We start from the raw sequence: 24,273 nt of genomic DNA on the forward strand, positions 1-24,273 counted from the left end.
TAAATCTCAAGGAAGTGACGAGTACACTCTATCTAATAACAATATTATACAGCAAACCTGAATAATACTTAGTCGAAAAAGGGTTATAGGTTACCTTTAACAACCTAAATACATTATATAAGGAAGTGATAAAAATGGCAGACAGTTTTCATTTTTCAGTAAACATAATATCAAGAGGAAAAGGCAAAAGTGCAGTAGCAAGTGCAGCATATATAAGTGGAGAAAAAATAAAAAATGAATGGGACGGAGTAACCCATGACTACACCAAAAAGCAAGGAGTAATTAGCAAAGAAATATATTTACCAGATCACGCACCAAAAGAATATAAAGACCGAAAAACCTTGTGGAACTCGGTAGAACTTTTTGAGAAAAACTCTAATGCCCAACTTGCAAGAAACTTTATCATATCATTACCAAAAGAGTTAAGCATAGAAGAAAATAAAAAGATGATAGAAGAATATGTTCAAAACAATTTTGTAAAAGAGGGAATGATAGTAGACCTAGCAATTCATGATGAAAGTAGAGAGGGGAATCAAAACATTCACGCTCATATAATGACCATAGTAAGACCAATAAATGAAGATGGAACATGGGGGCAAAAAAGTAAAAAAGAATATATCCTAGATGGAAAAGGAGAAAAGATTTTAAACAAAAATGGAAAACCTAAAACAAGAAAAGTAGAACTAACAAGCTGGAACGATAAAGGCAATGTAGAAAAATGGAGAGAAAATTTTTCAGACCTTTGCAATGAATATCTAGCAAAAAACAAGATAGAAAAAAGAGTAGACCATAGGAGTTTTAAAAGACAAGGTATAAAACAAATACCAACAATACATCTAGGGGCAAGTGCTAGTGCAATGGAAAGAAAAGGAATAAGAACAGAAAAAGGAGATATAAATCGTGAAATAAAAAAACAGAATGAACTATTAAAAAACATAGGCAATGAAATAAAGAAAATAACAACATGGTTAGTAGGCTTCAAAGATAAGCTAAAAGAATCATATAAGGAATATAAAGACCAAAGTAAAAAGCAAATCGAAAATGAATCAGGACTATTTAACCTCTATGAATATTTAAGCTTCTATCAAGAAATGCAAGAAAATAATAGAGCTGAATTATCATTTTATGGGAAAAGAAACAAAGCAATCTATGATCTAAAAAGATATGCAAGTGGAATAAATTATCTAAGAGAACATAAAATAAAAACCATATCAGACCTACAAGGGCATATAAATATCTTAAGAAGTAAAAACTCTGAAATATATAAGACTATAAAAGAAAATAGTCAAAAGATAGAAGACCTTAATAAGTGTTTAGCCTATGCAAAGACCGTAAGAAAAACAAAAGCAACCTACCAAGAATATGAAAGCAAGAAAATATTCAAAGAAAGCTTCTACAAGAATAATCAAAAGGAAATAGACCAACATATAAGGGCAAGAAGCTTAATTGAAAAAATCAGTGGAAAGAAAAACTTAAGAGAAAAAGAATGGTTAGGAGAAATTAAAAACTTAGAAGATGAAATCAGTAAACTAAATACAGAGTCAGAAAAGATAAGGGGAAGATACAAGGAAATAAATCATATCAAATATGCAGTAGAAGTAGTGAATGAAGAATATGATATCGACCTATCAATAGAAATTGACAAGGCGATTAAGAGAGGAGAAAAAGAAAGTATTATAGAAAAGATAAAAGAGTATAAGCAAGACAGTGATAATTTTAATAAAAAAAGACAAATCACCAAAGACTATTACAAAAATCAAGAAAGATAAGACCTGGTAAAAATATCTTATCCAAGCTATAATATGACCAAGAAAATAAAGGCAGATCTAGGAGGTAATAGAGATGAATAAAAGGCAAGAGCTAATAGATGAACTCATAAAAGCAGATCAAGATGGAACATACAAAACATATAGAAGCACAGAAGAAATAAAATCAATGAGCAATGAAGAAATACAGATTATATATTCTAACATGAAAAACTATCTATCAGACAAAAGAACACACACAAACTACTAAAGGTGGAAAGGTATTGTAAGCTATTTTAAATTATAAAAGGTATAAAGACCTAAGAAATATATAAAAACATCAAAATAAAGCATTCCACCACCAACAACAATAAAATAAAAACAATCAAAGGGAAGTATAGAAAAATTAAAGCCTATACTTCCCTTTTTTTAATTCAAACAAAGGAGAGAAAACATGATAAACGAAGAAATAAGCAAAGAAGCTGGTCAAGCAGCACAAACCATAATAACATACACAATAAAGGCAGCAAAAGAATCAATCAACTTAGACAAAGAAATAAGAAAAAAGATGAATGAAACTTTAGAAAAAGCAAATGGCAACCTAAAAAGTCTTATGGGCGATGAAATGAAAATAAAAGACCTCTACAAGAAAGGACAACTAGAAAATATAAGCATAGATCAATGCGACCTCAAAGACTTAAAAAAAGAACTAAATAAACTTGGAGTAAGTTTCTCAGTAATGAAAAACAAAGAAAGCAATAACTATGAAATATTCTTCCAAGCCAAAGACATAAAAGTAATGGAATATGCTTTTAAGCAAGTCATAGCCAAAGAAAATAAAAAAGAAAAAGAAAGTATCCTAAAACAAATAACGAAATACAAAGACCTATCCAAGAACAAGGATAAGACAAAAGAAAAAGTCAAAAGGAAAGTAAAAGAAAAAGTAAAACCAAACAAAAAAGATATGACCAGAGAAATCTAAGGGAGTAACGAAAAGTTACACCCTTAGATACCCAAAATAACAAGACTTCTGAAAAGCAGAAGTCCAGAATTCCGAAAATCGGAAATCAAGAATTTCGATTATCGAAATTCTTGAATACATCAATGTAGATAGGATATAAAATTGAATAAATGTAAAATTTATGATAAAATGACACTGATAATTGTTATCAACAGGAGATGAAAATGTTAAAAAAATTTTTTGAAAATGTAAAAAATCCTAAAAATAATTTCGGTGGTCGTTTCATGGTGAAAGGAATGAACGTTGGCCACGAAAAATTGGCGAAATGGGGCAGATCCTTTCTGCATATTAAAACCTCGGATGTAGTTTTAGATCTAGGATGTGGTGGTGGACGTAATGTTCAATACTTCTTAACAAAGGCTAAAAAAGTATATGGAATGGACTACTCTAAAACAAGTGTAGATATAGCAAGTTCAGTAAATAGCGAAGCTATAAGAGATGGCAGGTGTAAAATTATTGAAGCAGACGTGGCTAAGTTACCTTTTGAAGATGAATCCATAGATATAGTAACTGCCTTTGAAACCATTTATTTTTGGAAGAATATAGAAGTATCTTTTAGGGAAATTCATCGTGTACTAATTAAGGACGGTCAGTTTCTAATATGCAACGAAGGAGCATATAGAGAACATAAAAATATAAAAAAATGGGCGGATATGCTAGATTTTGAAGTTTATTCTCCCGAATATCTCACAGAAACATTGAATAAGATAGGATTTAAATGCGAATACCATCTGGACGAGGAAGATCATCTAGTATTTTTAGCTAGAAAATTATAAAAAAATTTGTGAATAATGAAAAATAAATTTTAAGGAGAAGTAGAGAAAAAATCTGCTTCTTTTTTTATTGCAAGGAGGATTAGAATGGCAATAAACAAAAGATATTATTGGATAAAATTAAAAGAAGAATTTTTCACAGACAAAAGGATAAAAAGATTAAGAAGAATATCGGGAGGAGATACCTACACGATAATCTATCTAAAACTTTTATTACTAAGTCTAAAAGATGAGGGCAAACTCTATTATGATGGAGTAGAAAGTGATTTTATAAAAGAGTTAGCACTAACCATAGATGAAACAGACGATGATGTAATGGTTACAGTTAATTATTTAATCAATCAAGGCTTACTAGAAGTTGTAACAGAAAATGATGAATACTATTTAACAGAAATACCAAACTTAATCGGATCAGAAACAGCATGGGCAGAGAAAAAAAGAAGATACAGACAAAATAAACAGAGGACATTGTCCTTAATGAGTCCAACACATGTCCGACAAGAGATAGAGATAGAGAAAGATATAGAGATAGATAAAGAGAGAGAGGGAGAGATATAAAAAGATAAAAAGTCCACCCCCATCTTTTATGGAGAATTCAAAAATGTAAGGCTAAGCAAAGAAGAATATAAAAATCTAAAAGAAAAACTAAACTCACACACAGAAATAATGATAAATAAACTATCAAGATACATGAAAAGCAGTGGAAAGACCTATCAAAACCACTATGCAACAATCTTAAATTGGTATGAAGGAGATAAAGATAAACTAACACAGAAAGGTTTAAATAAAAAAATGAACTATGATGTAGGAGAATCTTTATAGATAAAAAAGAGGTGGAAAGGTACTATTAAAGACTTTAAGTCTAAAAGGTATCAAAGTATGCCAGAGATAAAAAAATATAAATATGACACTTTAAAGGCGATTAGAAAATTAAAGAAAAGCCAGAAGACTTTTAGATGTAAATGTCAACCCCAAAATGGTCCACAGTTATTATCGGAAAGTGGTCCACATATAGTAAAAAATTGATCACATATCTCTTTCCCCTAGGGGAAAGGCATTTTACACAGTCTCTTACAAAAATTTAAAGACCATCATATTTTATTTAAAATTTATGACAGAATAATTTTTTTCGACTAGACGATAAAAAAAAAAGATGATATATTGATATTGATTATTAAATAGCACATAGAAAGAAGGTTAATATGAAACTTTATAAGAAATTATTTTCCTATATGCCTGAAAGAAAAATCCATGGAATACTTGCGGCGATGCTAGCTGTAGTTGGGAATTTGCTACAGTTCTATGCTTATTATTTAATTTGGATTTTGCTTAGAGATGTATTTTGTGGAGAAGATTTAATAAACCTTAAGATTTTCTCTATAAAAATTCTAGTCCTCTTTGCCAGCTGTAGTATCTTCTACTTTGGTGGAACATGGATGAGTCACTTAGCTGGATTTAGACTTGAAACTAGGCTTCGTGAAAAAGGACTTAGGCACCTACTTAGAGCTTCAAATACTTTTTTTGACACCCATAACTCTGGTGAGGTAAGAAAGATAATCGACAACAATGTGGAACAAACACACATGATTGTCGCCCACCTCATAACAGATCAAACTATGGCAGCTTTAACTCCTATACTCATGATAGCCTTGACCTTTGCAATTGACATCTATCTTGGAATATTTTTTGTAATCATCATTCTACTCAGTATGTACTTACTCTACAAAATGATAGGAGACCAATCATTTATGAAGAAGTACATGGAGAAGCTAGATGAAATGAATGCTGGGGCTGTGGAATATGTAAGAGGAATGCCAGTGGTGAAGATCTTCAACACGCCACTTATCGGTTTTACAAAACTTTACGACTCAATCATGGTCTATAAGGACATGGTCTACAAATATTCGATGTCCTGCAGGATTCCCTATGTCCTTTTCCAATGGCTTTTAAATATTTTTATAATCACGCCAGTCTTTCTAGCGATATTTATGGTTTCAAAAGGACAAGATCCCAATGTATGGGCGGCAAAAATTTTATTTTTTACTCTATTCATGGGGATATTCTTTTCTAACACAATGAAAATTATGTATGTATCTATGTTTGTTTTTCAAGCTAACTCTGCTGTAGATAATCTTGAAAATCTGTTCACAGAGATGAAAGAAAAAGAAATAGTTTTTGGTACACAAAAAGATTTACAAAAGAAGAATATAATCTTTAAAAATGTTGATTTTTCATACGATGACAAGAATAAGATTTTACATAATTTTTCTTTAAATCTTGACGAGAACAAAGTATATGCTCTTGTAGGTAGCTCTGGATCTGGTAAGTCTACCATTGCTAAGTTAATCTCTGGACTATATCCTGTGGATTCTGGAGAAATTTTAATCGGCGACAGAAATATTTCTTCCTACGATGGAGAAAGCTTGATGAAGAATATCGGCATAGTTTTTCAAAATCCTAAACTATTCCAAGGAATTTCGATTTTTGAAAATGTAAAACTCGCAAATAAAGATGCAGATGATGAAGAGGTCTACAAAGCCTTAAAGCTTGCCCGCTGTGATGACTTTATAGATAAGTTCAAAGACAAGTACGATGCGATAATAGGTGCTGAAGGGATAAATCTATCTGGTGGCGAGAAACAGAGAATCTCCATTGCGAGAATATTTTTGAAAGATCCAAAGATAATTATCCTTGATGAAGCTTCTGCTGCTGCAGATCCAGAAAATGAATATGAATTACAGATTGCCTTTAAGGAACTCATAAAAGATAGGACGACAATTATGATTGCTCATAGGCTTTCTTCGATTCGTGGAGTGGACGAAATTCTACTGGTTGAAGATGGAAAAATTCTAGAGAGAGGAAGCCACGATGAACTTATGAAGGAAGACAGCAGGTATAAGAAGTTTATCGAAATGTACAATGAAGCAAATGAATGGAGGGTTGATCTATGAAAAACTATTTAAAAGATAGATTTGCACTTACGGACAAAGGTGCAGAAGGAACCATCGTTGCGATTAAATATTCTACCTTAAAGAATCTGTCCTACATGCTTCCTATGTTTCTTCTTATGTATGTCATGCAAGGTCTCTTGGGTCTAGGCAAGTTTAATCTCAAGATTTCGGTGGTTTTATATATAGTAATTGCTCTTATAATGATTTTCGTAATAAATAAAGATTACATTACAACCTATAATGAAACCTATAAAGAATCTGCAAATTTAAGGATTGAACTTTCTGAAATAATAAAAGATCTTCCCCTTAGTTTCTATTCAAAAAGAGATTTAACTGATTTTTCTCAAACGATTATGAAGGATGTAGAGGCAATGGAGCATGGTCTTTCTCATGCAGTTTCAGGTTTTTATGGCTTTATAATAAACCTAGTTATTATTTCCATTTTGTTGCTAATTGGAAATGTAAAGCTTGGTCTTGCAGTTATAGCTCCAATTTATATTTCTGCTATTTTGAATTTGACTTCCACCAAAATCCAAAAGAAGGCGACGGCGACCTACTACAAAGAACAGAGAAAGTCTTCGAAGATGTTCCAAGAACTAATAGATCTATCCACTGAAATCAAATCCTACAATTTGACTGAAGAAAAGGAAAAAAGTGGCATTGACTTTGTTAGGTCCTTAGAAAAGAAACACATTAAGTCAGAACTGGGACAAGTTATCCCCATTGTTTCTGCAACAGTTGTGGCAAACTTATCCCTAGCCCTTGCAATATATGTTGGATTAAATAGCTTGATAAATGGAGAAATAAATATCTTGTATTTTGCAGGCTACCTATTTGCTTCAGCAAGATTAATTGATGGAGTTGCTGCCTTTAACCAATTTTATGGAGAGTTAATGTACATGGATTCTCCAATAGAAAAGATAAAGGCACTTAGATCAGAAGAAATCCAACCGGGAAGAGAAACAGAATTTAAATCATTTGATATAGAAGGAAAAAATGTAGAATTTTCTTATCTCGATGACAAAAAAGTCATAGATAATATTTCATTCAAGGCTTTGCAGGGAAAAACTACTGCTCTTGTTGGTCCATCTGGTTGCGGGAAGTCCACTCTAATAAAATTGGTGGCAAGGCTCTATGATTATGACAGAGGAGAAATCTTAATAGATAAAAAAGAGATAAATAAGGCGAGGACAGAAGATTTATTTAAACATATTTCCATGGTGTTCCAAGATGTAATTCTATTTAACGGTTCTGTAATGGAAAATATAAGGCTCGGCAGACCTACTGCAAGTGATGAAGAAGTGCTAGAAGCTGCAAGGCTAGCGAACTGTGACGAATTTGTAAAGAAACTTGAGAATGGATACGATACGGAGATTGGCGAAAATGGATCTAACTTATCTGGAGGAGAAAGACAGAGAATATCCATAGCAAGAGCATTTTTAAAGGATGCAGAAATAATCCTACTAGATGAAATTGCGGCATCACTTGATGTGGAAAATGAAAAATATATCCAAGAATCTCTAAATAAATTAATTAAAAATAAGACGGTGATGATAGTTTCCCATAGGATGAAATCAATCAGAAATGTAGATCAAATCATAGTTATGAAAGATGGAAAGATAGAAGATTTTGGAAAACACGATGAACTTATAAAAGAAAGTAAAACTTACCAAAAGATGATTGAATCATCTAAAAAATCTGAAGAATTTATATATTAAGGAGGGAAAAATGAATAAATTTGGAATTCGAGATTTAATAAATGCAGGAGTATTTTCGCTTTTAACTGTAATGGCACTCTGGTGTGGAGGTATGATAGGTTTTATACCTGTACTTATGCCCCTAGTTCCATTTGCTTGCGGTTTAGTTTCAGGACCAGTATTTATGCTTTATTCAACAAAGATAGATAAATTTGGCATGATCTTAATCATGGGAATAGTATTTGGACTTACATTTTCAATGTCAGGTCATGGAGCGATAGTTCTACCTGCCATAATTTTATTGTCATTAATCTGTGAAATTATATTAAAAAAGGGTGGCTATAAGTCAATAAAAACTGCAAGACTAACCTACACAGTCTTTATGATTTTTGCAGCTGCAAATTTAATACCAATCTACTTTGCTAGAGATGCCTATTTACAGTCTTTAATCGACCAAGGCTATGGGGCTGAATATGCAGAAAAACTACTCTCAGTTATGCCAAACTGGTCCTTTATACCTGTAGTTCTACTAGGTATGCTCGGTGGATACATAGGATGTACCATTGGAATTAAAATCTTAAATAAACATTTTAAAAAAGCGGGAATGGCTTAATGAAAATTGATTTTAGGACAAAATTATTCTTAACAATTATCATAGGGGTATCTGCAACAGAAGGTTCCATTAGTATGAGTTATAAATACCTTGGAATTTTGTTAGCTATATTTCCATACCTACTTGCAATCCTAGATAAAAAATGGTCCCTTATTGGTAAGGGACTTTTTTATACTGGGATAGCCGTAGTAGGACAGATAGTAGCATCCAAGTATCCAAATTCTTATTTAGGGATGGTCTTTAATCTCTACTGCGGAATAATACTTAGAATACTTCCAGGAGTGATGATGGGTTATTACACTGTGACAACTACTAAGATGAGCGATCTCGTCTATTCACTAAAGAAAATCAAATTTCCAGACTATATAATCATACCAATTTCTGTAATGTTTAGATTTTTCTATTCTATAAAAGAAGATTACAAAATCATCGGAGAAGCTATGTACATGCATGGACTTACGATGAAAAACTTCTTTAAAAATCCGGCGAAGATACTGGAATATAGATTTGTGCCATTACTTATGATTGTATCTCAAACAGCGGACAATGTTGCGATATCTGCCATGACAAGAGGCATGAAAATGAATAAAGAGAGGTCTTCCATATCATGTGCAAGGCTTAAAACGGCGGACTATGTCCTACTTAGTTTCGGAATTTATATAATAATATTATTTATAAGGATAAAAATATGCTAGAATTTAAGAATTTTTCTCTTTCATTCAAAGAAGATGAGGGAGAAAATAGAATACTTGAAGATATAAATTTAAAATTTGAAAAGGGATCTATAAATGTCATCACAGGCAGATCTGGATGTGGTAAATCATCTCTAATCAAGACTATAAATGGAATTATACCAGAAGTTGATATGGCAAAGATGGAAGGGGATCTTTTATTTGATGGAGAAAGTATTTTGAAGTTGGATATAACCGACAGATCAAAATTCATCTCAACAGTCTTTCAAAATCCAAAAAATCAATTCTACGCCATTAATTCCCTAGATGAAATCGCATTTGCCCTAGAAAACAGGAATGTTTCTAGGGATAAAATTTATGAAAAGATAGAATATTTTTCAAAACTACTAAATAGTCAGGATCTTTTAGGCAATGATTTATTCAAACTATCAGGAGGGCAGAAACAGCTAATAGCCATAAATTCTGTGGCGGTTATGGACAATGAAATATATATTTTCGACGAACCATCCGCATCCTTAGACAGAGAATCCATAGAAAAATTGACCCACTGCCTAGAGGTTTTAAAATCCTTGGGCAAGATAATAATCATCGCTGAGCATAGACTCTACTATTTAAAAGAAATAATGGATAGACTACTTGTAATTGAAAATCGGAAAATTTTATCCTATAGTAAAGATAGAATCTCAGAAGAAATACTTGAAAAGCACAGACTTAGAACCCTTAAAGACATAGAAAAAGAAGAACTTATAAGTAAAAGCTACGAAGTGAAGAACCTATTCGACCACAGTTTCGATGAAGAAAAATCACTTGTATGTAGAGATTTTTCCTGCCAATATGAAAAAAATCCCAAGCTATTTGATTTTTCAATGAGCTTTGATCCGGGAATATATTTCATAATAGGAGCAAATGGAATTGGTAAATCTTCATTTATAAGAAATCTTTGCGGTCTTAATAAGAAGCAAAAGGGCGAAGTATTTTACAAAAATAGAAGAATAAAAAACCATGGAGACTATATTTCTCTAGTGATGCAGGATATCAATTATCAGCTATTTACAGAATCCGTTTTAACGGAGATGAAAATAGTAACAGATGACGAAAAAAAGATTGAAGAAATATTAAAGAAACTAGAGCTCTGGGATAGGAGAGAAAGCCACCCACAGAAGTTATCTGGAGGAGAAAAACAAAGACTCGCTCTGGGACTAGCAATGGCAAGTCCAAAGGAAATCGTGGTGCTTGACGAACCTACATCTGGACTGTGTTTTGAAAATATGAAAAGACTAATTGGAATATTAAAAGAGATGAAAGATGAAGGAAAGACAATAATCGTCATAAGCCATGACTATGAATTTATAAAAAATTCGAAAGAAAATATAGTGGAGTTTGTATGAAAGAGAATAGACTTAAATCTTGGGGGTTCGAAGAATTTCCCACAGAGGATCCTAGAATTATAAATTATATAGGCTTAGAAAGCCCTGAAAATAAGATGACCTCTTACGAAATATTTCCGGGGGTCTTTGTACTCTACATCAGTCTAAAGAAGAAATACAACGCCCATAACTCTTCTACGGAGGGAAATAGAGGCTATAGGATAGGATACTGCTATGAAGGCAATCATTTCACTTACATAAACAATAGCAAAGTTCTCATAACTACAAATGAAATATTCGTAGGAAGATCAATACCAAATTCAAAATTTTCTTCCACAACAAGTCATCGAACCACGGCATTTAACATAGTAATAGCAGATAAAATCTTGGATAAAAATTCCCCCTACTTTCCATACATTGGAGAATTTATATATAAATTTAAAAATGTAAAAGACATGGGATGTGCCATTAAAAACGAAGATTTGGTAAAACTTGCAAATGAATTAATTCAAGCACTTAAAGAAAGGGATATGCTATTTATAAAATTAAAATCCTTGGAACTCATATATAGAATAGGAAAAGTTGGCATAAATCCAAGTAAGACCAATTATTTCACGCCCGGAGGGGATAAACTAATGGAAGAAGTAGAGAAATATATGAAAGAAAACCTGGATAAAAATCTAAACTTAGATCATCTAGCGAAAAAATTTAAAATATCAAAATCTACTCTAAACACAAAATTCACAAGATCCTTTCAATACACGCCGATGAAGTATATCCAAAGGTTAAAACTAATATATTCAGAAGATTTGCTTATAAACACAGATAAATCCATACTAGAAATAAGCAATGATCTAAACTTTCAGAATCCATCTAACTTCAACAGAGCATTCAAAGATTTCACAGGACTTAGTCCTAGCCAATATAGAAAACAAAACGAACCTGAATAATAAAATTTAGGTTCGTTTTAGATTTTTCATAACAGAATCCAAAAAATCTCATCTATTTTTTATTTCTAAATATAAAATGGTATAAAGAAGATAAAGATAAATTAAGACATCAAGGAGGAAATAAAAAAATGAACTATGATGTAGGAGAATCTTTATAGGTAAAAAGAGGTGGAAAGGCATTATTAAAGACTTTAAGTCTAAAAAGGTATAAAAGTATGCCAGAGATAAAAAAATATAAATATGATACTTAAAAGGCGATTAGAAAATTAAAGAAATGCCAGAATACTTTTAGATGATAGATACGAAAAGGGTCCAATTTTCACTGTTACTCATGCAGTGTGAATTGGACCTTTTTACATAAGCAATTCTATTTCAAAATTGGTTACCAAGAAATACTTCTTTTCACTGTTAAGTATAAGAGGGTAATTTTAAACAATTTTGTTTCATCAAGATAAGTATTTTCTGATGGTTAAATTTTAAAAAGATTAATAACTCTCGATAAAATTTGAACCTTAACAATTGAATAGACCATGACAAGACATTAATTATTTTTGGAGCGTAATAACCTATCCGCCAAGATCTTTCTGCTGAATAATTCGGCAAAACAAGTACTGCTAAGCAAAAAGAAAGTGGCGATAAGTAAGAGTTTGAATATAGGGAGGGATACCCTATCCGCTATGAAGAAAATGAGGATAATGATACTTCTAAGGTTGAAGCCGGCTCATCCGGAATAGAGGCGGAGGTGAGATTCCTATGTTGCTAATCCAAGGCACTTGTCAATGTCGTAAAACTTAATTAAACAAATAATTATTAGATATAAAACTTTAGAGGAGGTATATATTGGACAATGACTGGAATGGATTGGCTGATTTAATAGCAAATCTGATTGCAAAATATGCTGGTGCCTTAGATTTAGATAATCTGCCCGATCTAACGCCAGCAAAAAATCAAGAGATGAAAAATAGTTTTGACAAGGCAAAAACACAAGTTGAGACGAACTAATAAAAGTATTATAATATACTTGAAATGATAGTCCAAACTTAAATTCAAAAAATTATATATGATATAGAAAAATTATATTGAGGTTAATGCTATGTCAAAAGAAAAAATAAAAGTATACCTCTATACACGAGTATCTACATCAATACAGATAGAGGGGTATTCGTTAGAGGCACAAAAATCACGAATGAAATCTTTTGCTATTTACAACAATTATGAAATTGTTGGAGAGTATGAAGATGCCGGAAAGTCTGGTAAATCTATTGAAGGTAGAATTCAGTTCAATCGAATGATGGAAGATATAAAATCTGGAAAAGATGGAGTATCTTTTGTTCTTGTGTTTAAGTTATCAAGATTTGCAAGAAATGCCGCTGATGTTCTTTCTACACTTCAGATAATGCAGGATTATGGAGTTAATCTTATTTGCGTTGAAGATGGCATTGATTCATCTAAAGATGCTGGGAAACTAATGATTTCTGTTTTATCAGCTGTGGCTGAAATAGAAAGAGAAAACATACGTATTCAAACAATGGAAGGTCGCATTCAAAAAGCAAGGGAAGGAAAATGGAATGGCGGCTTTGCTCCGTATGGATATAAACTTGAAGACGGCAAGCTGTTTATAAATGAAGAAGAGGCAGTTGCCATAAGAACGATTTTCGACCAGTATGTAAACACTACGATAGGAGCCAATGGGCTATCTAAATACTTAGAGAATCATGGAATTAGAAAAATCCCAAGACAGAATGGTAAGAATCCTTTGTTTGATGCAGGTCTTATAAGAAAGATATTAAAGAATCCTGTATATAATGGGAAAATAGCATTTGGAAGAAGAACTTTAGAAAAAGTTCGTGGTACAAGAAATGAATATAAGCAGGTTGAACAAGATGAATATCTAATATCAGAAGGGATACATGAAGCTATAGTTTCCGACGAAGTTTGGCAAGCTGCTCAAGTTAAGTTAAAATCTCAAGCAAAGAAATATGAGCATGTGAATAAAGGAAAAGATACACGTACACACTTGCTTTCTGGAATTGTAAAATGCCCGATATGCGGAGTGGGAATGTTTGGAAACAAGTGTGCCAAGAAAAAGAAAGATAGCACAAAATATAAAGATTTTTATTACTATGGTTGTAAACATAGGCAGATGATAAGAGGTCATAAGTGTACTTTCCGTAAGCAAATTAGAGAAGAATTGTTAGATGATGCTGTTGCAGAGGTAATTGTCAAGATTGTAAGTAACCCGAAATTTGCTTCTATGATGCAAGAAAAAATCAACATGAAGGTGGACACCTCTGAAATAGAAAAAGAAATAGATAATTACCAAAAGGAATTGAGGAAGAGTCATTCTACAAAGTTTAAGCTAATTGAGGAAATAGATAATTTAGATGTTGAAGATAAGCATTATAAGAGAAGGAAACAGGATTTAGATGATAGACTATATCGTATGTATGACAAAATAGATGAATTAGAATCATCACTAATTGATGCGAAAGCAAAGAAACAGACTATTGAAGCTGAAAAACTCACAGGAGATAACATATATAAGGTTCTGATCTATTTTGATAAACTCTATAAAGTCATGAATGATGTAGAGCGTAGGCAGTTAATTACAGCTTTGATTTCTGAAATTCAAGTTTATGAAGAAAAACAACCTAACGGACAATGGCTAAAATCAATTACTTTCAAGCTCCCAATTATAGACGATGACCTAAATATAAGTTTGGACAATGATGAACAAGTTGAAGCTATAGCGTTGATACAAAAGATGTAAATTTAGAAATCCTGCATTTTAAGCAGTTTTATAAGCATTTTGTATTTGAAAAATATGAAGAAGGATATGTAAAAAAGACTCAAAAAAACTACATGGACGTGAGAGTAGTTTTGCAACTAGTATGAGGAAACACAAAAAATATAATTAACTTATTTTGTACTTTCTACAAGAGTAGCTTAAAAGGCTGCTCTTTTTTTCCAAAAAGTAGGTACATATAAATTTTTAAAATTACTAATAATACAAAATCTGATTTCCGAAAATCAGAAGTCCAGACATCCGAAAATCGGAATTCAAGAACTCCGAATAACAGATTTCTAGAACTCCGAAAATCGGAGAGTAATTATAATAATATTAGTAATATTGAGTTAAGAAAGAATAATTTTAGAAAGGGTGTAAGGATTCGTTACATCCTCTTCAAAATATAAAGCATTCACAAGCCAACTTTACATATTCGCTTTTATAAGATATAATAAAAGCGAAAACGAGAGGAGGCGGACTATGAATACACTTAAAGATTATATACAAGAAAATTTAGTAATCACCAACAAAGAAGCAGAAGAACTTGGATATACTAGGCATAATCTATCAGAATTAACAAAGAGCGGACAATTAGAAAGATTAAGACCAGGACTATATCAATTAAAAGGAAAAGTAATAGACGATTTTGTTTTAATATCATCAAATAGTAATCGAATTATATTTTCCCATCAAACAGCCCTCTATCTCCACGACATATCAGACAGAACTCCAAATGTATTTCATATATCTGTACCCCAAGGCTATAATGCAAGTCATATCAAAAATAGATATAAAGACCTCCAAGTTCACTATGTAAAAAAAGACTTGTACGAGATTGGCAAGACAGAAATAAAATCACCACAAGGCAACCTTATTCCAGTTTACGATATAGATCGAACAATTTGCGATATCATAATAGACAGAGAAAAAATAGATAAGCAAATTTTTACAGAAGCCATAAAAAGATACTTTAAATCACAAAATAAAAATCTAAGACGACTCATAAAATACAGTAGATTATTTAAAATAGAAAATGAAATTAGGAAATATATGGAGGTATTATTGTGATTAATATCGAGAGTATAAAGGGCAAGATAAGAAGCATGGCAGAGAAGAAAAATCTAAAGTCACAAGAAGTTTTGCAAATATATTTTTTTGAAAGATTTTTAGAAAGGATATCTAAATCAAAGTACAAAAATAATTTTGTAATAAAAGGAGGATTCCTAATATCTTCCTTAATTGGAATTGAAAATAGAACAACTATGGATATGGACACAACCATAAAAGGCACACCCCTAAAAGAAGAAAAAATAAAAGAAATCGTAGAAGAAATTATAAATATAAATGTAGACGATGGAATAAGATTTGAAATAAAAGACATCTCTTATATAAGAGAAGAAGATGAGTACGAAAACTTTAGAATTTCACTAATAGCCAATGTTGGTAAAACTAAAAATCCAATGAAACTAGACCTAACAACAGGAGATGCAATAACACCAAGGGAAATAGAATATACCTATCCCTGTATCTTTAGCAAAGAAAATGTAAAAATAATGGCATATCCATTAGAAACAATTGTAGCTGAAAAATATGAAACCATAATCAGAAGAAATATAACGACAACACGAATGAGAGACTTTTACGACCTATACACCCTCTACAAGCTGAAAAAAGATGAGATAGACTATAAAGTTTTAAAAGAAGCAATAGAAAGAACTTCAAACCAAAGAGGAAGTCAAAAGGAAATGCAAGACTATGAGGAAATAATCGAGGATATAAAAGAGGATTCATACATAAGATCCTTGTGGGAAGTATATCTCAGTGAAAATAAGTATATCGGTGATCTGACCTTTGATAAGGTAGTTGGTGCAGTGAGAATTATTTCAAATGGAATTAATGAGATGTAATTTAGCATACACTGTTTGGCATATCATAGATAAAAAATATTAAGTATTAGAGAAGTGAAATGATTTTATTTTTTTAAGCATAAATTTTATATCAAGGAGAACGTTTTATTTTTGACGTATATTTAATGGTATAATAGAATAAATAAAAGATTTAAGTAGGATGTAGTGATATCATTTAATTATAAAATGTTATTACAAAAATAAAAGAATTAGGTATGATAAATAGTGAATTTATGGAAAAGCAAAATTAGGAAAATTACATTTTATAAATTAAGACAGACAAAATTTAATTACAGATGTTCTGTTTTTGATATTTTTGAATTAGAAGGCATACAGAAGATTATAGAGTGATTTTTGAAAAAACTAATTAAATATTATAAAGGTTACATTATAAATGCATGACGACATAAAAGTGAGGTGATTATATTGGAATATTCGAACTATTATATGAATTTACCATTAGATTTAGCAGGTAGTAGAACGAAAAATAGATTTAGAGTTGAATTGTTGTGGGGAGTTGGTAAATTAATTGATGCATATAAGCTGTACGATGACTATACAATTGTGTTTGATTTCAAATGTGATATTGAATTGCATCGTGATAATGGTCTTGATTTTTACCAGGTGAAAACAATAAATAGAGGTAATCATAGTTCTAAAACACTAACTAAGAGAAAAGGAAATAGTAGATCTATTTTGGGAACATTGTATGCTCTTTACAACCCAAATCATAATATAAAGCTGGCTGTAGTTTGTAATAAGCATTTGAAAATTGATAGTAAAGAAGATTTAAGGCAAGAAGTTTGTTTAGGTGAGTTGGACAAAACAGTAATAGATTTTATTGAAGATAAATTGCAAGAAGAACTAAAGTTATCAGAAGTCATTCTTGATAATGTTTTTTATGTATGTGAAAGTATGGACTTAACAAATCCTCATTATGCTTTGCTTGGAAAGTTAATTGAAGCTTTCCAAGAAATAAAAAATGAAGAACCTAATAATCCTAATGCTTTATTTCGATTAGTATCTGATACAGCTCAGAAAAAAGCTTCTTATGAGATGGCAATCACTAATTATAATGATGTACTAGAATTAAAAGGAATTTCTAAAAATGAGTTTAATAAAATGCTTGAATCTCATAGGAAAAAATCTATAACAGGCATTGAGCAGGTTAAAGATTATATTAAAACTTTATTCCCATCAGAAAGAAGATTATATAATCAAGCTTTAACTAATTTACTGGAAATTGATCAAAGCCATGAGTTGAATGTATTAAAGATATCAATTTTTGAGTATATTGAAGGGAATATAGATAAGATAAAAAACGAAAATGACCTTTTTAATATTTTAAATAATGTATTTGATAGTGAATTCCCTATAGAATACACAAAATACATGAAAAAAGTATTTTATTTAATGGTATTTTATTTATACACAGAGGGAGGTGATATTTAATGGATGTTATTTTCAATAAAATATATATTTTTGATATTTTAACTAAAGAGGCTTTTGTTACATGTTTTGAAAAAGGTTTAAATATTGTTACTTCTAGTAATATTGATGGAACAGATAGAGGGAAGTCAGTCTTGTTACGTAGTTTATATCATACTTTGGGTGCTGATGCCCACTTCGATAAAAAATGGAAAAATGAAGATAAAGTATATATTTTAGAGTTTTCGGTTAACGATAATATATATTTTATATATCGCCATAAAAAGTTATTCAAAGTATTTAATGATGTTTTTAAGATATTATTTCAAACATCAACTATAATTGAGTTATCATATTTTTTAAGCAATATTTGGGATTTTGAAATATTTTTACCGAATAGAAGGACTGAGAAGCTGGAGATTGCTCCACCAGCATATACATATGTAATGAATTTTATTGACCAAGATTATTATGATGGAACATACTTTAGTTCCTTTAAGAGATTAGGACAATATCAAAATTTTAAACCTGATGTAATATATGCACAATTTGGAATATATGATAAGAATTATTTTGAACATGTTGAAAGTAAACAAAATTTATTGGAACGTATAAATGATTCAGAAGACGCATACAGAGAAACTAGTAGAATGAAAGAAAAAGTATCTAAACTATTAGGTAATATTGTTGTGCCTGAAAATTTAAAAGAGCTTGAAAGGGAGCTTTCTATTAGAACAAAGGAATATGATTATATTCTGAATTCTATTAATAAATTTAGGTATGAGCTTACAAATTTACGAAATGAAAAGTATGAGCTTGAAATTGCATTGAACCAAATTGAAAGGTTTAAGAATAAAAAGGAAAAAGAAATAAAGTATATTTTAAATACAGATATATGTCCTGAATGCCATTCAGTTTTGAAAGATACAACTGATCTTAGAAGTAAAAGATACAATTCAATTGAGGATTCGTTATATATAAAGGACAGCATATATGAGGATATAGAAAAGATTTCAAAATCAATTTTACAAATAGAGGGTAGTTATAAAGAGTTTTTAGATAAGTTGGAATCATACAAGAAAAACATTGGTATAGCTAAGACAGAAATAAAAAATTATAGCAGCTATATGGGGCTAAATGAACTATATAATAGTTTAAATTTAGAGTTATTTAATGAGTTTAATTTGCAAGGAGAACTTAAAGAGAAACTAGAAAATATTGAGGAAGACTTGAAGGAAGTATCTAAAATTAAATCGGATATCAATAAAAAATATCATGATATGATTGATAGGGAAGTCTTAAAGTTTGGATTGAATGAGTTAGAGGAAGCACAATATAAAGCAATTAATCGAGTTTTTTGTGCAAGTGGAAGTAATAAACCAATTTCAACAGTTATATGGTATTTTATACTTAATGATATTAAAAAAATTTTTAATAATAAATGCTTGAATTTACCTATGGTATTAGATAGCCCTAAGAATGCGGAGATGGATTATGATAAGGCACAATCCTTAATTGAATATATATTAGATAATTCATCAAATTATACCCAATTGATTTTTTCATCAATTGGGTTTGAAAGAAGGAATTTTGAATTTGAAAGCGAAATAAATATTATAGAGCTAAAGAATGACAAATATCAGTTGCTTGATTCTGAAACTTTCTCAAAATATAAATATGTTTTAGAAAATGCTTTAAGTGCCCAATTGATTAAATAGTAAGATAAAATCACCTATATATCTACATCCTAGTCTACATGAATAAATAATTTTTTTCTTATTTTATAAAGTTTAACGATATTGTATTTTTATTAAGAATACTCTTGCAAAAGGGTATTCTTTTTTTATTGCTTACTTTAGTGAATTGAGCGAACGAAAGAATTCATGTGGAGGAAATTAGCTTTAGCTTCAAGCACCAAGAAAACATCCTTAAAGTATAATTTTGATAATAGCATGGAAGCTGGATATGCAAAGATTATATAGTATTTGCACAAAAAAATAAGCTGAAATTAATTTCAGCTTAAGCTTGACTTTTGTTAGCAGGTTTTTGTTTCAAAAAATGCTATAGAATATGATTTTTCGTGTTTTCATAAATTGTATATGAGCAGTAGCTGGATGACATTTGAATGAAGATACCAAGACTTTTTCATCAGTTTTTTCACTATTAGTAATGTAGTCTATTGCCAAATTTAGAGTTGATTTTATAGGATGTATTTTTGTAATTGCCATATTAGTCACCAGAACTTTCCTTTGATTTATTAAGAAGTAGGGAATGGATCTGCCATATTTCTTTTGATAATTTTTCTATCTGTTTATTCATTGATTCAATTTCATTTTTGTAAATAATACCAGTTGTATTAGTTGCTTTTGCAATCTGGTTTATATTATTCGTAGCATTTGAAAGCAGCCATTGTATATTTCTAAATGGTTCTAAGTCTACAACATATATCTCTTTTTCTAATACACATTTCCTAAGAAAGTGGGACATAGTTTTGCAATTAGCAAGTTTCATTTTCTTTTCAAAAACTTCTTTTTCTTCTTTAGTTAGTTTTATTTCTATTCTTTCATTTCTAAATCTATTTGCCATTTTATTCTCCTTTATAAAATATATTTCGGGGTCTTAGGGTTCTCCCTAACAAGGTAAAAATTAAAAAAATGGAGCATTCCGTAAAGGGCTGCTCCATTAATTTTTTCGTAAGTGTCCGTACATTTACTGTGCTTGTTACATAAAGAATGAATTAGATAGCAAGCATTAAGCAAGTTTTGAATCTGTTATTAAATTATACCATAAGGACGCCATAATTTACACATGTAACTTGACAAATATTGAATTTTGATTCTAGTATCGTCAAACATTTGTGACAATACTAGATAGGAAACCGAATAAATTAGTAATTGATAATAATTATTGACAACACGGTTAGAATATGCTAAGGTAGTATCGAGGATATAGTCGATAAGAAAGGAGAGCGTTAATTTGACAAGACAGAGACTACCTAAAGAAGAAAGAAAACATCAAATTCAGGAAGCTGCAAAAGGTATCATTTTAGAAAAAGGATATGAAAACACAACCATGGACGAAGTAATAGAGAAATCTGGAATGTCTACTGGCGGAGTTTATCATTACTATAAAAGCGTATACGAAATTTTTTACGATATTATGTCGGAAGGTTTAGATTACGGAGAAGAAAGAAGTTTTTTGAATTCAGAAAATAGCATTCAGACATTCGTTGAATATCAGTTGGCAAAAATATACGATGACAATGAGTATAAATCTCTATTTTCCATATTGTTGCAGGGGATTGCAAGAAACGAAGAACTAAGAAAGATGTATATGGAATTAAATTTAAAATATGCAGATAAGCTTCATAGCGACTTTGAGAATAGTGATGTTTCTAGTTGTTTGTTAGATGATGAATTTTTAGTATTTTTCGTACATTCACTTATGTTAGGCTATGAATCTTTTGCTCCGTTAGGATCTAAAGAAGTTTTCAAGGATAATAAAGGGTTTATAAAAGAAGTTATTATATCTTATCTTAAAAAAATCAATAAAAATCAAGGAGGAAATTGAGATGCAATTAAAGTTAAAGGATGTAATTATTGTTAGTTTATTGGGGGTTGTAGGATTTATTTTGAGTATGTTTTCGTCCACAATCACCCAGATGTTTGGAACATATGGAGTTTTTGTACATGTGTCAATCGGTAGTTTGTTATGTGCACCGATTTATTTCGTTATGTGCCATAAGATTCCTAAGCATGGATCTATTTTTATTTATTACCTGTTAGCAGGCATTATTTACTCAATTATGGGATTTGTGCCAATGCTTCCAATAATGGCTGCTGCTGGTTTGATTGGTGAACTTTGTATAGGAAACAAAGAAAACTTTGAAAATGATAAAAGAATTAGTATTTCTTATGTCGTATCTCAATTGATATATGCACTTCATGGCTTCTTCTTTATTTTGGTATTTGGAGTAAATGGGTTGGTAAAAACTTTCCCTAATTTATTTACGATAGAAAAAGCCCAAATGGTAAAAGATACATTCTTTAATCCTAAAAACATGACAATTATTTTGGTGGTGGAAATCATTGCTGCTATATTAGGAAGTTTACTTGGAAAATTTATCTATAATAAGTTTTTCAACAAAAATATTAAAAGAGAAGGAATGCTATCTTGAGTTTTACAGATAATAGAAGCAAAAGAGAGCTCCAATTTAAACCGATTTCAATTGGTATTTTAATGATCATGTATACAAGCATTGTGTTTTTTAGCACAATGCTTGTGTATTGGTTGATGCTTGCATTTAGTTTCCTTTTACTTGTAGCTATGAAAAAGAAAAAAGCCATGTCTTTTGCTCTATTTTATATATTATTGTTTGGTCTAATTATGATAGCTTCAAAGAAATGTGTAATTACCGGTTGGATAGGTTCTCTTTACACAATGGGATTGATTATACTGAAACTTTTTCCGTTATGGATTTTAGCTGCAGTGTTATCAAGTTTTGGGACATCAACTATGATTTACTCATTACGAAAACTTCATTTGCCAAATTCTTTATGTATTGGAGTATCTATTTTTTTCCGTTTTATTCCGGAATACAGAGAATATTTATTGGATATAAGAGAAGGCTTAAAGGTTAGAAGCATGGGGTTCAGTATTATGAGACCAATACATAGTTTGGAAATTTATTTGGTTCCTATGATTTATAAGGCTTTTGAAACAGGTGAAATTTTAACATGTGCATTGATAACAAAAGGGATTGAATATGATTGTAAAAAAACATCATATGAGGATCTTTCTTTCACGTGGAAGGACTATAGTGTTATTTTCATTGGACTAATATTTATGGGGATTACGATATGGCAAAAAATATAGAAGTAGATATAGAGAAATTTTCATATAATGAGGAAACTATTTTAAAAGATATACATTTTTCAGTAGAAAAAGGAGAATGTGTTGTTATTACAGGTTTGTCGGGATGTGGTAAAACCAGTTTGTTAAGATTGCTAAATGGATTGATTCCGACTTTATATGATGGGGATTTATGTGGAGATATAAAGATATTAGAAAAATCTATTCCTGATTATAAAACAGGTGAACTCGCAAGATATGTTGGCAATGTATTTCAAAATCCAAATGATCAATTCTTTGCAAAAAAAGTTGAAAATGAAGTGGCTTTAATAGGCGAGAATATGGGAATGGATTTTCATCAATTACATACAAGAGTTAGAAGCTCACTAAATGAAATTGGTATTTCAGATTTGAGAACTAAAAATGTAAGGGAATTGTCTGGAGGACAAAAACAAAAAGTGGCAATTGCTTCAACTTTAGTATTTGATAGTGAGATTATTTTCTTAGATGAACCATCAGCTAATTTAGATTATAAATCAATAATGGAGCTTGAAAGTATATTAAGAAATTTAAAAGAACAGGGGAAGACAATTGTTATTGCAGAGCATAGATTATCATATTTAAGTAAGTTATTGGATCGCCTGATTCTTCTAAAAGATGGAAGTATTAAGACGATTTTTTCATCGAAAGAATTGAATGATGAAATTGAAAGAGAAAATGACTTGCGTTGCTTTAATCATCAGGAATTAAAGTCAACAATGAAGATTCCAGAGAAAGAGCAGATGATTAAAGCAGAAAACATTTATATATCTAATAACGGATATAGATTAGACTCGCCTATAAATTTTAGACTGCATCGTGGAGAATGCATGGCACTAATTGGTGAAAATGGTATTGGAAAGACAACATTAGCAAAAGAATTAGTAGGTTTGCTCCCGATGCAAAAAGGAACAACGAATTATGGAAATTCCATTAAAAGTAGACTGTCTAATACAGCAATAAGTCTTCAGAATTGCAGTAATATGTTTTTTTGTGAAACTGTTGAAAAAGAATTGATACCTAAGGACAAGAGTAAAGATGAATCCTATTTATCCAAAGCAAGACATTATCTTCTTAATCTGGAATTATGGGAAAAGAGGATGTTAAATCCACATGATTTATCGGGTGGTGAAAAACAAAGGTTAGCACTTCTAATTGCTTTGCTAAAAGAATCAAAATTTATTATTTTAGACGAGCCTACAGCAGGGTTGGATTACAGAAGAATGCAATTAGTAGCAAATGTAATCCAAGAGAAAATAGAAATCACTCCTGTTATGTTGATTACACATGATATAGAACTCATATTTAAAATATGCAATACTGCATATTTAATTTCAAAAAATGGAAGTGAAAAAATAAATGTTCGAGGCAATGAAGCTAAAATCATAGAATTTTTTAATAGTATGGGAAAGGATAAGGTATTCAGAACCGGCAATAGGAAAGGAGATTAA

General features: G+C 30.7%; 21 protein-coding genes and 3 pseudogenes. 22 read left to right on the forward strand and 2 right to left on the reverse strand.

Annotated elements, in window-relative coordinates:
• The first annotated feature begins 134 nt into the window (after window positions 1-134).
• The 18 genes and pseudogenes from mobQ (at window position 135) to ACU68Y_RS06645 (ending at window position 19,650) form a co-directional block, all read left to right on the forward strand.
• Window positions 135-1,769, forward strand: a complete 1,635-nt coding sequence (mobQ, locus tag ACU68Y_RS06560; RefSeq protein ID WP_446765328.1) for a MobQ family relaxase — start codon at window positions 135-137, stop codon at window positions 1,767-1,769.
• Between the two features lie 73 nt (window positions 1,770-1,842).
• Entirely contained in the window at window positions 1,843-2,016 is a 174-nt protein-coding gene (locus ACU68Y_RS06565; RefSeq protein ID WP_035111366.1) for a hypothetical protein, read from the forward strand.
• A 183-nt stretch (window positions 2,017-2,199) separates the two neighbouring features.
• On the forward strand, window positions 2,200-2,727 hold the full coding sequence (locus ACU68Y_RS06570) for a PcfB family protein (RefSeq protein WP_002836962.1): 528 nt from the start codon (window positions 2,200-2,202) through the stop codon (window positions 2,725-2,727).
• Window positions 2,728-2,930: 203 nt separating this feature from the next.
• Window positions 2,931-3,542 carry a class I SAM-dependent methyltransferase gene (locus ACU68Y_RS06575; RefSeq protein ID WP_002837070.1) on the forward strand — a complete coding sequence of 204 codons (612 nt, stop codon included), beginning with the start codon at window positions 2,931-2,933 and terminating at the stop codon, window positions 3,540-3,542.
• A gap of 84 nt (window positions 3,543-3,626) precedes the next feature.
• A pseudogene (locus ACU68Y_RS06580) lies at window positions 3,627-4,361 on the forward strand (phage replisome organizer N-terminal domain-containing protein).
• Between the two features lie 380 nt (window positions 4,362-4,741).
• Window positions 4,742-6,490: an ABC transporter ATP-binding protein gene (locus ACU68Y_RS06585; protein WP_446755681.1), complete on the forward strand. Its 1,749-nt coding sequence runs from the start codon at window positions 4,742-4,744 to the stop codon at window positions 6,488-6,490.
• Window positions 6,487-8,208 (forward strand): ABC transporter ATP-binding protein, encoded by a 1,722-nt coding sequence (locus ACU68Y_RS06590; RefSeq protein ID WP_002837056.1) that lies wholly within the window; start codon window positions 6,487-6,489, stop codon window positions 8,206-8,208. Before ACU68Y_RS06585 ends, ACU68Y_RS06590 begins: the two co-directional genes overlap by 4 nt.
• Before the next feature lie 10 nt (window positions 8,209-8,218).
• The gene (locus tag ACU68Y_RS06595) at window positions 8,219-8,800 is read left to right on the forward strand and encodes an MptD family putative ECF transporter S component (RefSeq protein ID WP_002840789.1); all 582 of its coding nucleotides are present in this window, start codon (window positions 8,219-8,221) and stop codon (window positions 8,798-8,800) included.
• Complete coding sequence (locus tag ACU68Y_RS06600; RefSeq protein ID WP_002837063.1) at window positions 8,800-9,495, forward strand: energy-coupling factor transporter transmembrane component T; 696 nt, start codon at window positions 8,800-8,802, stop codon at window positions 9,493-9,495. Before ACU68Y_RS06595 ends, ACU68Y_RS06600 begins: the two co-directional genes overlap by 1 nt.
• Window positions 9,489-10,880, forward strand: a complete 1,392-nt coding sequence (locus ACU68Y_RS06605) for an ATP-binding cassette domain-containing protein (protein WP_002836952.1) — start codon at window positions 9,489-9,491, stop codon at window positions 10,878-10,880. Before ACU68Y_RS06600 ends, ACU68Y_RS06605 begins: the two co-directional genes overlap by 7 nt.
• Window positions 10,877-11,809: a helix-turn-helix domain-containing protein gene (locus tag ACU68Y_RS06610; RefSeq protein WP_002836989.1), complete on the forward strand. Its 933-nt coding sequence runs from the start codon at window positions 10,877-10,879 to the stop codon at window positions 11,807-11,809. The genes ACU68Y_RS06605 and ACU68Y_RS06610 overlap by 4 nt, the downstream gene beginning before the upstream one ends.
• Before the next feature lie 71 nt (window positions 11,810-11,880).
• Window positions 11,881-11,967, forward strand: a pseudogene (locus tag ACU68Y_RS06615) (phage replisome organizer N-terminal domain-containing protein); the annotation flags it as partial.
• A 682-nt stretch (window positions 11,968-12,649) separates the two neighbouring features.
• A complete protein-coding gene (locus ACU68Y_RS06620; RefSeq protein WP_035111374.1) occupies window positions 12,650-12,811 on the forward strand; it encodes a hypothetical protein in 162 nt (53 codons plus the stop codon).
• 91 nt (window positions 12,812-12,902) lie between these two features.
• Window positions 12,903-14,579, forward strand: a complete 1,677-nt coding sequence (locus ACU68Y_RS06625) for a recombinase family protein (RefSeq protein ID WP_446755680.1) — start codon at window positions 12,903-12,905, stop codon at window positions 14,577-14,579.
• A 498-nt stretch (window positions 14,580-15,077) separates the two neighbouring features.
• A complete protein-coding gene (locus tag ACU68Y_RS06630) occupies window positions 15,078-15,665 on the forward strand; it encodes a type IV toxin-antitoxin system AbiEi family antitoxin domain-containing protein (protein ID WP_446755679.1) in 588 nt (195 codons plus the stop codon).
• Window positions 15,662-16,504 (forward strand): nucleotidyl transferase AbiEii/AbiGii toxin family protein, encoded by an 843-nt coding sequence (locus tag ACU68Y_RS06635; RefSeq protein ID WP_446755678.1) that lies wholly within the window; start codon window positions 15,662-15,664, stop codon window positions 16,502-16,504. The genes ACU68Y_RS06630 and ACU68Y_RS06635 overlap by 4 nt, the downstream gene beginning before the upstream one ends.
• Before the next feature lie 447 nt (window positions 16,505-16,951).
• Window positions 16,952-17,956, forward strand: a complete 1,005-nt coding sequence (locus tag ACU68Y_RS06640; RefSeq protein WP_036738102.1) for a DUF4297 domain-containing protein — start codon at window positions 16,952-16,954, stop codon at window positions 17,954-17,956.
• Window positions 17,956-19,650, forward strand: coding sequence for a hypothetical protein (locus ACU68Y_RS06645; protein ID WP_316533784.1), 1,695 nt, complete (start codon window positions 17,956-17,958; stop codon window positions 19,648-19,650). Before ACU68Y_RS06640 ends, ACU68Y_RS06645 begins: the two co-directional genes overlap by 1 nt.
• Window positions 19,651-20,007: 357 nt before the next feature.
• Here the strand turns inward: ACU68Y_RS06645 and ACU68Y_RS06650 are convergent.
• Window positions 20,008-20,160 (reverse strand): annotated as a pseudogene (locus ACU68Y_RS06650) (relaxase); the annotation flags it as partial.
• Between the two features lies 1 nt (window position 20,161).
• Window positions 20,162-20,518 (reverse strand): plasmid mobilization protein, encoded by a 357-nt coding sequence (locus ACU68Y_RS06655; protein ID WP_316533786.1) that lies wholly within the window; start codon window positions 20,516-20,518, stop codon window positions 20,162-20,164.
• 390 nt (window positions 20,519-20,908) lie between these two features.
• Between ACU68Y_RS06655 and ACU68Y_RS06660 the strand changes: the two genes are divergently transcribed.
• From ACU68Y_RS06660 to ACU68Y_RS06675, 4 genes are read left to right on the forward strand one after another with little or no spacing between them, the layout of a single operon-like run.
• The gene (locus tag ACU68Y_RS06660; RefSeq protein ID WP_316533788.1) at window positions 20,909-21,502 is read left to right on the forward strand and encodes a TetR/AcrR family transcriptional regulator; all 594 of its coding nucleotides are present in this window, start codon (window positions 20,909-20,911) and stop codon (window positions 21,500-21,502) included.
• Window position 21,503: 1 nt separating this feature from the next.
• Window positions 21,504-22,109 (forward strand): MptD family putative ECF transporter S component, encoded by a 606-nt coding sequence (locus ACU68Y_RS06665; protein WP_316533789.1) that lies wholly within the window; start codon window positions 21,504-21,506, stop codon window positions 22,107-22,109.
• Window positions 22,106-22,807, forward strand: coding sequence for an energy-coupling factor transporter transmembrane component T family protein (locus tag ACU68Y_RS06670; protein WP_446755676.1), 702 nt, complete (start codon window positions 22,106-22,108; stop codon window positions 22,805-22,807). The genes ACU68Y_RS06665 and ACU68Y_RS06670 overlap by 4 nt, the downstream gene beginning before the upstream one ends.
• On the forward strand, window positions 22,792-24,273 hold the full coding sequence (locus tag ACU68Y_RS06675) for an ABC transporter ATP-binding protein (protein WP_446755675.1): 1,482 nt from the start codon (window positions 22,792-22,794) through the stop codon (window positions 24,271-24,273). The genes ACU68Y_RS06670 and ACU68Y_RS06675 overlap by 16 nt, the downstream gene beginning before the upstream one ends.

Source organism: Finegoldia sp. P1-F-LS, from assembly GCF_052932205.1.